Annotated in this window: 12 protein-coding genes and 1 pseudogene; 6 read left to right on the top strand and 7 right to left on the bottom strand. The window is 65.4% G+C overall.

The features are described 5' to 3' along the window. Nucleotides 1–47: 47 nt before the first annotated feature. The 6 genes from EQ874_RS20230 to EQ874_RS20200 form a co-directional block, all read right to left on the bottom strand. Entirely contained in the window at nt 48–860 is an 813-nt protein-coding gene (locus tag EQ874_RS20230; protein ID WP_129977931.1) for a mycofactocin-coupled SDR family oxidoreductase, read from the bottom strand. 192 nt (nt 861–1,052) lie between these two features. After that, nucleotides 1,053–1,364, bottom strand: coding sequence for a DUF202 domain-containing protein (locus tag EQ874_RS20225; protein WP_129977930.1), 312 nt, complete (start codon nt 1,362–1,364; stop codon nt 1,053–1,055). After that, on the bottom strand, nt 1,361–1,750 hold the full coding sequence (locus tag EQ874_RS20220; protein ID WP_129977929.1) for a DUF202 domain-containing protein: 390 nt from the start codon (nt 1,748–1,750) through the stop codon (nt 1,361–1,363). Before EQ874_RS20220 ends, EQ874_RS20225 begins: the two co-directional genes overlap by 4 nt. Nucleotides 1,751–2,525: 775 nt before the next feature. Then, nucleotides 2,526–2,777 (bottom strand): Atu4866 domain-containing protein, encoded by a 252-nt coding sequence (locus EQ874_RS20210; protein ID WP_207213594.1) that lies wholly within the window; start codon nt 2,775–2,777, stop codon nt 2,526–2,528. 23 nt (nt 2,778–2,800) lie between these two features. Then, nucleotides 2,801–4,204: an amidohydrolase family protein gene (locus tag EQ874_RS20205; RefSeq protein ID WP_129977927.1), complete on the bottom strand. Its 1,404-nt coding sequence runs from the start codon at nt 4,202–4,204 to the stop codon at nt 2,801–2,803. A gap of 27 nt (nt 4,205–4,231) precedes the next feature. Further along, a complete protein-coding gene (locus EQ874_RS20200; protein ID WP_129977926.1) occupies nt 4,232–4,966 on the bottom strand; it encodes an Atu4866 domain-containing protein in 735 nt (244 codons plus the stop codon). A gap of 411 nt (nt 4,967–5,377) precedes the next feature. On the opposite strand from EQ874_RS20200, the gene EQ874_RS20195 reads away from it, so the two are divergent. The 6 genes and pseudogenes from EQ874_RS20195 to EQ874_RS20165 all read left to right on the top strand — a co-directional run bounded on the left by EQ874_RS20195 (nt 5,378) and on the right by EQ874_RS20165 (nt 13,479). Next, nucleotides 5,378–6,208, top strand: a complete 831-nt coding sequence (locus EQ874_RS20195; protein ID WP_129977925.1) for a helix-turn-helix transcriptional regulator — start codon at nt 5,378–5,380, stop codon at nt 6,206–6,208. A 1,384-nt stretch (nt 6,209–7,592) separates the two neighbouring features. Then, nucleotides 7,593–10,322 carry an AAA family ATPase gene (locus tag EQ874_RS20185; protein WP_242496848.1) on the top strand — a complete coding sequence of 910 codons (2,730 nt, stop codon included), beginning with the start codon at nt 7,593–7,595 and terminating at the stop codon, nt 10,320–10,322. A gap of 159 nt (nt 10,323–10,481) precedes the next feature. After that, nucleotides 10,482–10,564: pseudogene (locus EQ874_RS20180) on the top strand (alpha/beta hydrolase); the annotation flags it as partial. 287 nt (nt 10,565–10,851) lie between these two features. Continuing rightward, nucleotides 10,852–11,544: an SDR family NAD(P)-dependent oxidoreductase gene (locus EQ874_RS20175; RefSeq protein WP_064063786.1), complete on the top strand. Its 693-nt coding sequence runs from the start codon at nt 10,852–10,854 to the stop codon at nt 11,542–11,544. Next, on the top strand, nt 11,544–12,728 hold the full coding sequence (locus EQ874_RS20170) for a low temperature requirement protein A (protein ID WP_255163169.1): 1,185 nt from the start codon (nt 11,544–11,546) through the stop codon (nt 12,726–12,728). Before EQ874_RS20175 ends, EQ874_RS20170 begins: the two co-directional genes overlap by 1 nt. Nucleotides 12,729–12,855: 127 nt before the next feature. Beyond that, nucleotides 12,856–13,479: a hypothetical protein gene (locus EQ874_RS20165; RefSeq protein ID WP_129977922.1), complete on the top strand. Its 624-nt coding sequence runs from the start codon at nt 12,856–12,858 to the stop codon at nt 13,477–13,479. A 275-nt stretch (nt 13,480–13,754) separates the two neighbouring features. Here EQ874_RS20165 and EQ874_RS20160 read toward each other — a convergent pair whose 3' ends face one another. Continuing rightward, nucleotides 13,755–14,360, bottom strand: coding sequence for an XRE family transcriptional regulator (locus EQ874_RS20160; protein ID WP_129977921.1), 606 nt, complete (start codon nt 14,358–14,360; stop codon nt 13,755–13,757). Nucleotides 14,361–14,456: the final 96 nt, after the last annotated feature.

Here is a 14,456-nt window from a genome sequence, read left to right as displayed (position 1 = left end):
GGGATGAGCGCATCCGTTCGAGCGACATCGCGGTTCGGCGTGGAGGGTCAGATCGTGGTGATTCCCAGGTCCAGTACCATCTGCGAGCCGGTAGTCGCTCGCGCCCGGTCGCTCGCGAGATACAGAACGGCGTCTGTGACATCGTCCACGCTGCACTTGTTCAAGCCTGCCAGGGGCCACTTGTAACTGTCGACGTAGCGTGGGTGTCGCGCAAGCAACCGGCCGACGTTCGCATCCTGCCCCATCGGGGTGTCCACCGCGCCGGGGTGAACCGAGTTGACTCGAATGCCGAACTCTCCCAGTTCGATCGCCGCGGTTTTCGTCAGGCCCACAAGACCGTGCTTGGCGGATGTGTAATGGGATGCGCCGGGTCCGGCCTTGATGCCGGCGGCGGAACTGACGACGATGATCGATCCGCCGCGTCCACCTTGGATCATGGCGGGTACCGAGGCCGAGAGGGTGCGCCACACCCCGTTGAGATTGATATCGATCATGGTGGTCCACTGCTCTTCGGGCATCTCCCAGAAGCGATTCCATGTCGAGATACCGGCATTGGCTACCACGACGTCGAGACGGCCGAAGCGTTCGACTCCCGCGTCGACGGCGGCCTGCAGTGCGGCCAGTTCTCGCACGTCACCGACGACAGTGAGGATGTCGCGACCTTCGGCACGGACCAGACGCGCGGTCTCCGCGAGGTCCTCGGGGGTGGAAGGGGGGTAACCGACATCGTCGGATACCGAGGCGCAGAGGTCGAACGCGATGATATCGGCGCCCTGCTGCGCGAAGCGCACGGCATGATTGCGTCCCTGACCGCGTGCAGCACCGGTGACGAACGCGATCTTGTTCTCGAGCAGTGCCATCCGAATCCTTCCGTATCATCCGATGTCCACGCAGGGTAGACAGGTTTCCTGTGAACTTGTCGCTCGGTTCCGATGACCGGACTGCATCGGTCCCGGTGCGACCGGCCATGATGGTCAGGTCGGATGCTCGCGGCGGGGACGAGGATCGTTCACCTGGTGTGTATTCGCTGGTGAGGGTAGGGCTGCGTCGGGCTATCGCCCGAATGCCGACCAGGCGGCGAGCGTCGAACCGATGACCGCGGCGATCACCGCAAAGGTCGTAGTAGCAACCAGCACGGGCCGAACCTGCAGTGTTTCGACCGTGCGGTCTCGGCCCGTCGGGAAGCGACGAGCGGCAAGACCGAGAAACGCTGTGCCGATAAGTAGAACGACCATTGCAAGCGGAACAGCGAGATGTCGAATGATGGCAAGAACGAGAATCGTGTAGGTTACTCCCACCGCCAGTCCGGTGCGTTGCCATGCCAATGCGGTGCGTTGAGGCTGGAGTCCGGGATCGCCCGTCATAACGAGAGCGCGAGTGCCGTCACGGCGAACACGGTCAATCCCACGGATACGATGGCGATTGCCGTGACCAGCCAGGGAAGCGCCAGCGGGGCAGGCAGGGGGAGATTCATCCTCAGCGCGCGTTCGTTGCGACGCCACGACACCAGTGCCAGCAGTGCGAGTAGGCCCCCTGCGACGCACGCGACGAGCGACAGGCCGTAGATGACCAGCGGGAATGGTGTCAGCCCGGCCACTGTCGTCACGGTGACTCCTCCGGCGATCAGGGCCAGAGCGGTGCGAACCCATGCCAGGGCGGTGCGTTCGTTGGCAAGAGAGAACCGGACATCCGGTTCGATGCCGACCGAGTACACCGCACGAGGTCGTCGTTGCGGAAAAGCGTTGCGCATGTCGTTGTCCTGCGAGAATTCGATACCCTGCCCAGGTATTCGGTGATCCGATGCGGATAGTGCTGTGGCGAAACTACATTACCTTGATCATCGAACCCGTCGGTCGGCCCGGCGGGGAAGCGCGGGGGACGGTGCGACGAGCATGCCTGGTAGACCCATGTTCGAGTTGTGACCGTTCCTTGCGGATCTCCCTGGTTCCGCGCGAAACCGCGACTGCGGAATTCGGTCCGGTGGCAGGGACGCCACGACGCGGATCGAGTGCGGAGCCAGTTCCATTGTGAGTGTGCGTATCAGGACGATCACGCCGTGTTCCGACGCGACGTCGTGGCCGAACCGTGCGAAACTCTCGGCGAAAAGTACATCGGCCCGCTCCCGACCCACAAGCAGACCCTCGATGTGAGTCGAATCCTGAACCATCAGGCTTCGGGACCGCTGTCCGCTGGGCGGTTCAACGGCGGTTTCTGGTGGGGAGTTTCCGCGGCCTGAGCTGCGGCCGGTCTCTCCATTGCCTCGGCGCGGAGCGACTTCGAGGTCGGCCGGTGGCACAGCGCTACACCTACACCATTGCGGGGATTCGACCTGCTCGACTGCTGTCCGGAACTCGGAGGACCTGAGAGAACACCCTCCGTACAAGGCCTTTCGTACAAGGCCGGTCGATACGCTTCCGTATCGATCAGACGAGCGGTGTTCCGTTGTCGGGGCGAGGAGGCTTGCACCCGGCACATTCGGGTGCAAGCCTCCTCTGCGGGTTGCCGGTGTCAGTTCGACGAGTGCTTCACCCGATCGGGTCTCGGTGCATGACCATTCCCGCGTGGTACAGGACGTCGCCGCGGAACTCGCCGTCGGCGGAGAACCCGGTGTCGTCGCGGTAGTAGATCATCGTGCCGTCGACCCGGTAGTCACCGGTGTAGGCGGCCTCCCGGTTGCCGCGGGCCTCGACGTACCGTCCCTCCGGGAGGAGACGTTGGCGAATGTTCCCATCGGCGGTCACCCATAATCCGACGAACGGGTGTTGTTCCTGCTTCATGTTCTTTGCTTCCTTCGTCGTCTTCACAGTGCTGCCGCCACCCGTCGGGTGATGTGGTCGCGAGAGCGGATCACGTCCTCGCGGAGGGCGTCGATGTCCTCACCTACCAGCGAACCCGCCCATTTGCGTGGGGTACCTGCGACGAGGACGGTGTCGATGTTGCGTGCGTCGGAGCCGAGCACGAGGGTGCCGACGGCGTCGTTGAGAGGCATGTTGTTGACGTCGTCGGCACGGACGATGAGCAGGTCGGCGTCCTTCCCTGGTGTCAGGGAGCCGGTGACGTGATCGAGCGCGTTGGCGTGCGCGCCCTGCAGGGTGGCGAAGTCGAGGACGTCGCGAGTGGTGATCCGGTTGCGGGTCTCCTCCGTTCCGTAGGTGGCGTTCGTGGCACGCATGCGCTGGATCGCGTGCAGCGTGCGCATCTGGGTGAACATGTCGCTCGCGAGCGCGACCTCCACGTCGATGCTCAGACCCGGCCGGATCCCGACGGCGAGGGCCTCGTCGACGGCGGGTACCGCCGATTCGAGACCGATCTGGGCGTCGGAGGTCGGGGCGAGCGAGACCGTGACACCGGCATCTCCCATCGCTGTCCATGCCTCGGGGGTCAGGCCGGTCGCGTGGATCAAGGTGAGGGTCGGATCGAGGATCCCCTGCTGCGCCCAGCGCAGGATCTCCTCCGATGACGGCGCTCCGAAGACGGCATCGATGCTCGTCCACACGTCGAGATCGCGAGCGAGAGCGGCGAGTTCGGGCCCGTAGGAGATGGCGGGTCCTGCGATCTCGTCGGTGGAGAGGGCAGCCAGTCGCACCGTGACGAGACCATCTGCGGCGCCGTGGAAATCGCTCACCAACCGGTTCATGTCAGCGGGCCACTGGCGGTCCCACTCACCGAAGTGCGGGCCCATCGAGGCATGCACTCCTCGGATTCCGGTGTCGATGAGCGCGTTGAGCGCAGCATCGGAGTGCGCGGAGCTGCGTGAGTTGTGCGAGAAGTCGAGCATGGTGGTGATACCCGAGTCGAGCGCCGTCAGCGCGGCGAGTCGGGTCCCGATGTACATGTCCTCCGGCGCGTAGTTCGGCGCGACGCCGGCCAGGGTCGACAGGACGTATTCACCGAGGTCGGCGACGTCGGGGATGCTGCGGCGCAGCTGCGCCTCCCAGGCATGGCGGTGCGTGTCGACGAAGCCGGGGCCGACGATCGCCCCGCGGGTGTCGACGACGAAGGCCGCTGCGGCGGTGGCGCCGTGCTCGGGATCGGAGCGCAGGTCGGGCCCGATCGCGACGATCCGGGAGCCGGCGAGCAGGACATCGCCGGTGTCGAGGTCCGGGATCGTGGGATCCATGGTGACGACGGCGCCGCCGGTCAGCAGGATCGGGCGGCCACTGTCGCGGGCCGCGGTGAACTCGGTGAGGGAATTCTTCGGCATGGTGTGCTTTCGGGGGTTGGTGGCAGCTCAGGAGCGGTGGAAGGTGTAACCGGCGTGATGCAATACGCCGTCGGTGAATTCGCCGAAGGCCCAGAATCCGAGATCGTCGCGGTAGTCGATGCGGTCGCCGGTGATCCAGTACGAGCCCTGGTAGGCGTGCGGGCGTCCACCGCGGGTTTCGTCGTAGCGACCGTCCGCGGTCAGGTGCTGATGCACGAAATCGTTCTCGTCGATCCACGTGCCGAGATAGCGGTCCGCGGAGGCGGGGTGGGCAACCTCGATATCTGCTGCACGGCAGGCGTCGACCGGGTGTCCGTCCCACAGGACGATCTCACCGTCGACGACGAGCACGAGCGAAATGTCGGGGGCGGCGAGGAATCGACGCAGCGCGGCGGACTCCGATTCTCCGGATACGGCGGACAGGATCGCGAAACCGGCCGGATTGCCGGGTGCGATCGCGGTCGGTGACCGGAACGATCTCGGACTCAGACCCCGCAGCCGAGTGGTGTCGACGACCGTCGGCACGATGACGTACCCGGCACAGTCGATGACGATCGCGCCGTCATCATCTGCTGCGGTCAGCAGACCCGGACCGATGCCGACCACGCGAGAACCACCGAGAAGAACATCGCCGCGGTCGAAGTCGCCGATCAGGGAGTCGTCGGTGATGATCCGGGCATTGGCGAACAGCAGCGGACGATGCCCGCCGGTGCGGTTGGTGGTGATGAGTTCGAGCAGTTCGGGAGTGAAAGCGGTGATCATGTGTGCTCCAGAATGGGGAGTGGGGTCGCCGGGTGGTCCCGACGAAATCCACTATCGGGGCGGGGGGATCCCCGGACCAGGCCGGTGTGTGCCCGGGCGCACCAGAGCCTGGTTCGGACTGAACTCGAGCACGAGGCTCGAGCCCTGCCGCTCCAAGGCATCTCGGGAAAGGAATCTCATGGCCTATCGAACCGCAAGCGACGTAACGGGCACGTTCGATTGCCACGTGCGGTTTGTCGCGGAGGCGAGCGTAGAGAACATCCACACGCCGACAAGCCAGGCGCAGGATGGCTTGGACGGGACGTTGCCTTCGCCGCGTTGGCGCTAGTGGTGAGGCCTTACGGCCAAGCAATCCCAACCAGGGTGCGACACGGCCTGTCAGCCGCGACGCGGTGAGGCTAGCGTCGTCTCATGAGCTCCACCGAACTGGGAACATTCCTCAAAGCGCGACGCAGCCACGTGCAGCCCACGGATGTCGGCATCACAGCGCAGTCGGGGCGGCGGGTTTCCGGCCTTCGCCGTGAAGAAGTCGCCATGCTCGCCGGCGTCAGCGTCGACTACTACACCCGACTCGAGCAGGGCCGTGAGCGAAACCCCTCCCCAGCGGTCCTCAACGCCCTCGCCGGTGCACTCGACCTCGACACCGATCTGCGCGAACACCTGTTCCGCCTCGCGGGCCTGGCACCGACACCGCGCGCTCCGGTAAGGACCACCGTCGACGATTCGCTCCGACAACTGCTCGCATCCTGGTCGCACACCCCCGCGCTCATCATCAACCGTCAGTTGGACGTTCTCGCCTACAACGACCTGGCTGGAGCTCTGTACAGCGGGTTCGAACGCATCGACAACATTGCGCGGATGGTCTTCCTCGACCCCTTCGGACGCAATTTCTTCACCGACCGGGACCGCGCAACCACCTCCTGTGTCGCGAACCTTCGGCTTGCTCTCGGTCACACAGGTTCGGCAGATGACGTTCGCGCTCTCGTTCTCCAGGCGCACGCTGCAAGCGCCGAGTTCCGCGAACTGTGGAGTCGGCACGACGTCCGAGGAAAAACTCACGAGGCCAAGGAATTTCGCCATCCTGCCGTCGGTGACCTCCTTCTCGAGTACAACGCTTTCGACGTCCGCAGCGCACCCGGCCACCAACTGATCGTCTACCAAGCTCCCGTCGGCTCGTCCAGCGCCGATAAGCTCCAACTGCTGGGATCCCTCGCGGCGACAACCAGTTCCGACATCCCGTAGATCTGTCGTGCAGTCAGGCAGGAACTGTCCACTCATCACGGTATTCGGACTGTGAACCCTTTCCGAATGGGCGGCAGCGTGTCGACAGGCGTGGGGTCATCTGTCGCAGCAGTGGTCAGGTGTGCGGCGACGTTCGTTGTCGTACTCGACGGCGGGTGCAGAGGTGACGCCGCAGCAACAGGCATGGGAGCATCGGTCGTGATCTCTTCGGGTTTTGAGCCCGGTCGGCGGCGACGGGAGGCCGGATGAATTGGCGGGGTGTGTTGTCGTGGCTGGATGTGTGGGGGCCGTTTGTAGTCCTAGTTGCGTGGGTTGTTCTGGGTGGGCTGATTTTTGTGCCGGATGCCTTCATTGAGCCGTCGGGCTGGCACTGGTTCCGGTTCGGGTTGTGGGTGTTCGTCGTGGTGGGTGCTGGTTGGGGGTGGGCCCGGAAGCGTCGTGGTGGTGTGCCGGCGAGAATGGTGGCGCCGGAGGATGTTCCGGGGGTGGATGTGGAGGCTGCGGTGGCGTCGTCGTCGGATCGGGTTTCTGCGGTCAGGGTGTTGCGGGAGCGGCATCCGGATCTGGGGTTGAAGGCCGCTGTGGATCTGGTCGATGGGGTGCTCCGCAGACATTCGCTCCGAGGCGGGTGACTCGGTCCCTGCGTCTGGTCTCGGGCGGGGGCAGGGCTCCGAAAAAGTTGCATAGTTGCATGCCAGATGCGGTTCCGCTTCGCTGGCGGGGGCCGGTGTCGATCGGTCCTGAACGACACAGGCCGGAAGGGCGCGTGACATGAGTGTCATGAACACGGCCCAGGACACGGCGCGGTTGCCCGAAGCGCTGACCTACATCGACGGCGAGTTCAGCGACGCTTCGGGCGAGACGTTCTCCGTCGTCTCCTCGTCGACGACAGCGTCCTCGGCGGCCCGCGCGCTACCGGGCCGAGCAGATCGCCGTCGCCACTGCCCAACTGACGTCTCTGCGGATCGAGCACTGTGCGCCGGATGTAGTTCACCACCCGTCGGATGCGTCTCGCGCATGTTCCGCACCGCCTCGTCTCGGGCGGCGTCGACCTGGGCCGGAGTGCCCACATTCGGCACTGAGCCGATCACCGGAGCGTAGTGGTCGACGACCGGTTGTCCGGCGGCGCGTAACCCGTCGTCGGTCTCGTAGCGTGTCGCACCAATCCCACGGCAACCCCGGCCGGGTCGGCGACGGCACGCATCGAGACGCGGTCCTCGCCGTGTGTTGTCCGACAGTCCCGGATCGGTCGAAGGGGTGCTGTCAGTGAGATACTTTTTTCTCGACCGCGTGGCTGGTCGTACTGCTGTTCCAACCATCAGGGCCACGATGAGTACGAGGCGGGACAACATTGGCGAGGGTAGGGGTCGATCCGACCGCACTGGTGGGGAGAGACCGCGAACTTGCCGAGCTCACGAAGTTCGTGGGTAGAGCGGCGACGGATGGAGCCGCAGCCCTCCTCACCGGAGATCCGGGAGTGGGGAAGACCGCGCTCCTGGACGCGACCGCCGACCTTGCGCTCACGAAGAAGATGCGGGTCATCCGCGGCAGTGGCGTCGAGTATGAAACGGACATCAGCTTCTCGGGTCTCCACGAACTCGTGGCCTCGCTCCCTCGCGAGATCAACGGTTTGCCCGATGCTCCGCGAGAGGCCCTCGAGGTCGCGATCGGCCTTGGCACCGGCCCCACACCCGACCGGATCGCCGTACTGAACGCGGCGCTGGTGCTGTTCAGCGAGGCCGCGAAGGAACAACCACTCCTGGTCGTCGTCGACGACCTCCACGCTCTCGACGACGCGAGCCGATCCACGTTGTCATTCGTCGCCAGAAGGCTCGCGGGCCGCCGAATCGGACTTCTCGGAGCCTGGCGCACCGAGACCGACGAAGTGTTCCGGTCGATCGGCTTCACCGAGCTCGCGATCGCGCCTCTCGACGACGCGGGCGCACTGCGGTTGCTCTCCACAAGTTTTGATCATCTACCTCCCCGGGTTCTGCAGACGGTGGCACGAGAAGCTCAGGGCAACCCACTCGCTCTGCTCGAGTTCGCCGGCGCTACCAGCGTGTCCGGGGACACGGATCTGCGTGGATCGTGTTGGACGAGCGGGCAAGGGCGAGATGTCCGCGCTCTGTACGCAGCCCGCATCGAGCAACTACCGCAGAGAACCCGCGACCTACTCCTGCTCGCGGCACTCGAGAGCTCCGGCGACCTCGGGCTCCTCGAAGTGGCTGGTGGACCGAGCACACTCGACGGGCTCGCTCCTGCAGAACGCGACCACCTGCTCGAGGTCGCCGAGAACGGTCGCGCCATTCGCTTCCGACACCCGCTGGTCAGGTCCGCGGTGGTCGACGGCGCCACAGGAGAACAGCGTCGCAGTGCGCACCACCGCTTGGCCGAGGCGCTCCTCGACCAACCGGAACGCCGCGGTGACCATCTCGCGCGAGCCACGACGGTGCCCGACGAAGTGGTGGCCTCGGTCGTCGAGACCGCGGCGCAGAGCAGTCTGCGGCGCGGTGACGCTGCCGGCGCCGTCGCTCGTCTGCGTCGCGCCGCCCAACTGACTCCAGACTCGGGGAACCGAACACGCCGCCTCTCCCGAGCGGCGTACATCGCCGCATGGGTGGCCGGCCGACTGGACACCTCGCACGAGATCATGCGTGAGATGCACGGGAACCCGCCGGAGGCGCTGGCCACGGCCGCGGCCGCTGCCCTTCTGGTGCTCGTCACCGAGGGGGATGCAGATACCGCCCACGCGTTGTTGATGAAGCTGATCGAGGAGAACCTGGACCCCTCCGAGCTGCCACGTGGCGAACTCGAGACTGCGCTCTTCACCCTGACCCTCGCCAGCCACTACTCGGGACGCGACGAGCATTGGCAGCCCCTGATCGGCATCCTCGGCCCGCTTCCCGAGGATTCGCCCGCGGCAGCAGTGTCCATGGGCCGCGTCCACTACGCCCCAGGGTCCGTCACGGACGACATGCTTCGTCGACTGGATGACGAGATCTCCCACCTCGAAGACCAGACCGACGCCGACATCGTCGTTCGCACTGCCCTGGCCGCCTCGTACCTCGACCGGCTTTCAGGCTGCCGTGAGGCTGTTTCTCGCATCGTCGGCGATGACGGCGCGGTCGGCGCGAGCATGCCGGGGCTCATGTTCGTCGCTCTGGACGACCTGCACAGCGGCAGGTGGCAGTCATCGGCCGACGCTGCCGCCGAGCTCATCGCGTTGTGTGAGGAGACCGGCTACCACCTGTTCGGCCAGGTCGGTCGCTACATCGCGGCGATGGTCGAAGCTCAGCGCGGCGACCTCGATGCGTGCCGTGTCCACTGTCAGCACATCTGGAGCTGGTCGGAGCCCAGAAGGTTACGGCGGTTGGAGAACTGCGCCCACCAGGCAGCCGCCCGCGCGGCCATCGGCGCCGCTGACTTCGACACAGCCTTCCAGCACGCTACGGCGATCTGCCCGCCCGGCGTGTTACCACCCTTCAACCCCGAAGCGCTCTGGTCCGCACCGGACCTCGTCGAGTCGGCACTACGCACCGGGCGCGGTGCGGAGGCGCGGCGGCACGCCGACGCGCTGCGTGCGGCGGGTGTCGACCGCCTGTCACCACGATGGGCGCTGAGCGTGGCGACAGTCACCGCAATGACGTCGGAACCCGACGACAGGGTCCGACGATTCGAGCAGGCGCTCGCGCTCCCGGCCATCGAGCACTGGCCCTTCGAGGTAGGCCGCGCGCATCTGGCGTACGGCGAAGAACTGCGCAGACGAGGACGCACCCGTGACGCGCGGGTGGAGCTGAACGCTGCCTGTGCCCAGTTCGAGCGGGTCGGGGCCCGGACCTGGGAGGCCCGGGCGAAGGCTGAGCTTCGCGCCACGGGAATGACGCGCGCTTCCCGGGGCAATGTCGGCACCAGACTCACGCCACAAGAGCTCGAGGTCGCCAGGCTCGCAGCAACGGGGCTGTCGAACCCGCAGATCGCCTCGCGACTCTTCCTGTCACCGCGGACCGTCTCGTCACATCTTTATCGGTTGTTTCCGAAGCTGGGGATCACATCCCGTGCCGCTCTCCGAGACGCTCTCGACGCTCTGCCTCCCGAAGCGCCGACCACCCGGTAAGTGGGGTCCGCGAGCCGGGTGCCGTGCTGTAGAGGACCCGACTCGAGTAGACGGCCATGACATGGCAGTCAACTGACGGAGGCTGCTATCACCGCGCTGAGCGACGCTGGTGGAGTCAACAATTCACCCGGTACCCGGGCCGAATGCGAGGAGTCCACCATGCCCTTCCTCACAACCGATGACGGGTCGAGATCTTCTACAAGGGTTGGGGCGCCGGCCGGCCGATCATGTTCCACCACGGCATGGACCGCCCGAATCGAACCCAGGAGGATTGCCGATGGAGAACGCATCGTCGAGGGCGTATCCGGTCCTGCCTCACGGAATGTGCACGGTGAACGCCGAGACCATCAACGCCGACAAACGTCGGCAGAACCGTGAGTTGCTCGAGCCATCCGAGCGCACCGCGAATGCGGGACCTCGTCCCCCAGATGCTCGAACTGGTCGAAGGTTCCATCACGAACGTTGCCGATTCTCCACGCACTTCTTCACGCGCGGCACCGGCACCACCACATGCCACGAAAGAGGAAACATGACAACCACATTGATCACCGGCGGCAACAGGGGTCTCGGCTACGAAGTGGCCCGTCGCCTCATCCAGGCCGGCCAGACCGTCTGGATCGGCGCCCGCGACGCCGAGAACGGCCGCGCGTCCGCCGACCGGCTCGGTGCCCACTTCGTTCAACTGGACGTGACCGACGATGCGTCGGTCGACGCTGCAGTCGAGACACTGCGCGGGCAGGTCGGCCACCTCGACATCCTCGTCAACAATGCCGGGATCCTCGGGGAAGTCACCCCACCCGAGGACATGACGGCCGACCAGATCCGCCTCGTCTACGAAACCAATGTCTTCGGGCTGGTGCGTGTCACGCACGCATTCCTGCCCCTGTTGCGGGCTGCGACCGCCCCTTCGGTCGTCAATGTCACCAGCGGACTCGGATCGTTCACGATGACCCAGGACCCGGAACGAGTCGAGTCGCAGTACCCGCTCGCCGCCTACGGCTCATCGAAGAGCGCGGTCACGATGCTGACAATGCAATACGCCAAGACCACCCCCGACGTTCGCTTCAACGCGGTGGACCCCGGTCGGACTGCAACCGAATTCACCGGCCGGGTCGGACACAGCGTCGAGGACGGCGCCGAGGCAGCGGTGCGCATCGCCACCCTGGGAGCCGACACGCCCACCGGCACGGTCACCGACCGCGCCGGGGTGCTCCCCTGGTGATGCGACAGGCTCAACGCGGCGACTCCGAGGAAAAACGGGCGGCGCCGCTGGAGTTGTTCTACGACCTCGTGTTCGTCTTCGCCATCAGTCAGGTCTCACACCTGCTGCTGGAGCACCTTACCTGGGCCGGCGCAGGCCGAGCGGTGCTGATCCTCCTCGCGATCTGGTGGTCGTGGAACTACACCACGTGGGCCACCAACGAGCTCGACCCGGAAACCAACGCCGTGCGCATCCTGCTGATCGCTCTGATGCTCGCAAGTCTGCTCATGGCGATCGCAGCACCGGAGGCCTTCGGCAGCAAAGGACTGCTGTTCGCTGCCGCTTACGTCTCGATCCAGGTGGGCCGTCATCTCTTTCTGACGTTCGTCGTCGCCGCGAAAGGCACGATCGAACGCGAACGGGCCGGCCGGATCCTCATCTGGTTGACCGTCGCCGGCATGTTCTGGATCGCCGGCGGTTTAGCGAGTGATGAAGCACGCGTGGGTGTGTGGATCGTCGCGCTGGCGCTCGACTACTGCGCGCCGCTCTTCTACTTCCGTGTCCCGGGCCGGCCTCGGTTGGCCGGCGGGACATGGGATCTGGCCACCGACCACTTCGTCGAACGGTTCGGGCTCTTCGTCATCGCCGCACTCGGAGAGACAATCGTCATCACCGGTACGACCGTGGTCGATCTTCGGCTCGATGTGATGACTGTGACCGCGTTCGGCGGAGCGTTTGTGGGGACGGCGGCCTTGTGGTGGCTGTACTTCACCTCGACCCGAGAGCTTGCTCACAACGCCCTCGCTCGATCATCTTCTCGAACACAGTTGGCCCGCGACTCCTACACCTACGGGCATGTCCTGATCATCGCAGGCATCATTCTGACGGCAGTCGGCGACGAGTTGGTCATCACGCACCCTACCGACCGCTTGTCGTCCGCACAGATGAGTGCGGTCATCGGCGGACCCACCCTCTACCTCGTTGCCCAGACTGTGCTTCGGCTACGGGCCACACGAACCATCAGCGCTCCACTGGTGAGTGGAACGCTCGCGTGTCTCGCCATCGGGATCGTCGGCACGGCTCTGCCGGGTGTAGCTGTCAGCGCGCTTCTTGTTACCGTCTTGGTTGTTGTCGTTCTCGTTCAGGAAGTGCAACGAAGAAGGGCCACACAGGAGGTCCGATATCGGTCTCCTTCTGGAGTGTGACGTCGGTCGGATCGTTCCGCGAACCGATCACCGATGTGCCGGGACGAGCGGTGATCGTGGCTGTGCGTGCCTGTAGCAGTGCCGCCACGCACGACGCAGAGGCGTATGGGGATTCGGGAGGACGTCGATGAGCGGTGACCGTGAGGCGGTGTGGGCGTCGCTGTTGGTGGCTGCAGCGCTCAGCGGCGTCGTCGGCGGTGGGCTCGGAGTCGTGGCAGCGATAGTGGTGGTGGAGGTCTTGCAGGCGCGCCGGGTCGGGTGCTTCCTCACCCGGATCGATGGGCAGGGCAGTTGGAGCTGCCCGGACGGAATCGCTTATGTCGTTCCGGTCCTGGCTACCGTCTCGGTGATCTGGATGATCGCAATGCTGTTCTTCGTGTACCGGGAGTTTCGTGGTGCAGGCGCCGAGAGCCGCTTCCGCGCGGCGACCATCTCGAGCACCGTCGCCGCGGTTCCTCTGATCATCCAAGTGGCGGCGACGGTGCCGGCCGGTGTGGTCGGTGGTGTCGATCCGGGCCTGGTCTCGCTGGGAACCGTGATGTGCGTTGCGGGGATTGCGGTGTCGATATTTCGGCGCCGCAGCCGGACGGGCTTCGTGGTGTCGTGCGCGGTGTCGGCGGTGTCGGCCCTGATGGTGGCGCCGTCTGTGGTTCTGCTCGCTCCGGTCCTTGTCGCCGGGGCGGGAGCGTTGGTGGCGGCAATCGTGCTCACTGTGACGGGGACACGATCAGGTGATCCGCTGCCGCACTGAGCGGGCGGAACGCGCTGGGTGGGTGCTTGTCGTCCAGCGCGGTCGATTCGTGGTGGACCAGCGCGCGGGTCGGAGGTGATGGCTCCGACCGTCGTCAAGCGCCGCCTCGCCGACGTGCGCCGCCCGGTGTAGCTGTCGGTCGGCGAGTCTCGGGTGCGGAGGCGTGCGTGGGGTGCCTGGGATCGGAGGTTCCCTCGGCCTGCGCCACCGTCGACCGAACCCCCCCGCGCGATCACACTCGGCACCTGATCCGGTTCGGTGCGCGACGTCCGGTCTCAGGCACCCTGAGCGGGGCCGCACCGCCGCCGACTCGGCGATGATGTCGTGTCGGGCGATCGATCACCGCCATGGTCGTGTACCACGACGAGAAGTACCGCACGATCGTCGGAAACCGACCGTATGCGATGTGGTGTATTCGAGTCGAAGTACATGCTGTCGCCTTGCTCCAGAACGATCACCCGGTTCGGGATCGTCACCTCCACGACTCCACTCTGGACGAAGATGAACTCCTCTCCCGCATGCTCCATGTACTCGGAGCCGGCTTCGGTGGTCGGATGAACGATGAACGGCTGCATCGACTTCCTGACCATCCGCGTGGCCATCGCGTCGTAGACGGCAGCACTGGTCGAGGCATCTTCCGGTATCTGCACACGCTCGTTGTGCCGTTCCACTGTCATTACCGTCTCGTCGGGATTCTCGGAGAACAATTGGCCCACATCAGTATCGAGTGCACGAGCGATCTTGAGTGCAACCGCGATCGATGGCGTGCTCAACCCCCGTTCGACCTTCGACAGGTAGCTCTTGGTGAGCCCCGTGCTGCTGGCCAGAGCATCAAGCGTCAAACCCGCTCTGCGCCGATGCGACCTGAGAAACGCTGTCACGTTTCGTCCCTCCTCCTGTACCTCGTGGTCCTGGACAAATCTACTCAAACCCTTCGACGGTTGCATGCAGGACACTTTGTGTCCTATCGTCTACAT

It is taken from the genome of Rhodococcus sp. Q1, from assembly GCF_004153645.1.
Taxonomy (GTDB): Bacteria; Actinomycetota; Actinomycetes; order Mycobacteriales; family Mycobacteriaceae; genus Rhodococcus; species Rhodococcus gordoniae.
Note: the sequence above shows the minus strand (reverse complement) of the source record. Positions and strands in the feature narration are given on the sequence as shown.

Excerpts from the sequence above, each read along its gene's own strand:
- EQ874_RS20230 (WP_129977931.1), bottom strand. The coding sequence starts at position 860 with ATGGCACTGCTCGAGAACAAGATCGCGTTCGTCACCGGTGCTGCACGC.
- EQ874_RS20225 (WP_129977930.1), bottom strand. The coding sequence starts at position 1,364 with ATGACGGGCGATCCCGGACTCCAGCCTCAACGCACCGCATTGGCATGG.
- EQ874_RS20220 (WP_129977929.1), bottom strand. The coding sequence starts at position 1,750 with ATGCGCAACGCTTTTCCGCAACGACGACCTCGTGCGGTGTACTCGGTC.
- EQ874_RS20210 (WP_207213594.1), bottom strand. The coding sequence starts at position 2,777 with ATGAAGCAGGAACAACACCCGTTCGTCGGATTATGGGTGACCGCCGAT.
- EQ874_RS20205 (WP_129977927.1), bottom strand. The coding sequence starts at position 4,204 with ATGCCGAAGAATTCCCTCACCGAGTTCACCGCGGCCCGCGACAGTGGC.
- EQ874_RS20200 (WP_129977926.1), bottom strand. The coding sequence starts at position 4,966 with ATGATCACCGCTTTCACTCCCGAACTGCTCGAACTCATCACCACCAAC.
- EQ874_RS20195 (WP_129977925.1), top strand. The coding sequence starts at position 5,378 with ATGAGCTCCACCGAACTGGGAACATTCCTCAAAGCGCGACGCAGCCAC.
- EQ874_RS20175 (WP_064063786.1), top strand. The coding sequence starts at position 10,852 with ATGACAACCACATTGATCACCGGCGGCAACAGGGGTCTCGGCTACGAA.
- EQ874_RS20170 (WP_255163169.1), top strand. The coding sequence starts at position 11,544 with ATGCGACAGGCTCAACGCGGCGACTCCGAGGAAAAACGGGCGGCGCCG.
- EQ874_RS20165 (WP_129977922.1), top strand. The coding sequence starts at position 12,856 with ATGAGCGGTGACCGTGAGGCGGTGTGGGCGTCGCTGTTGGTGGCTGCA.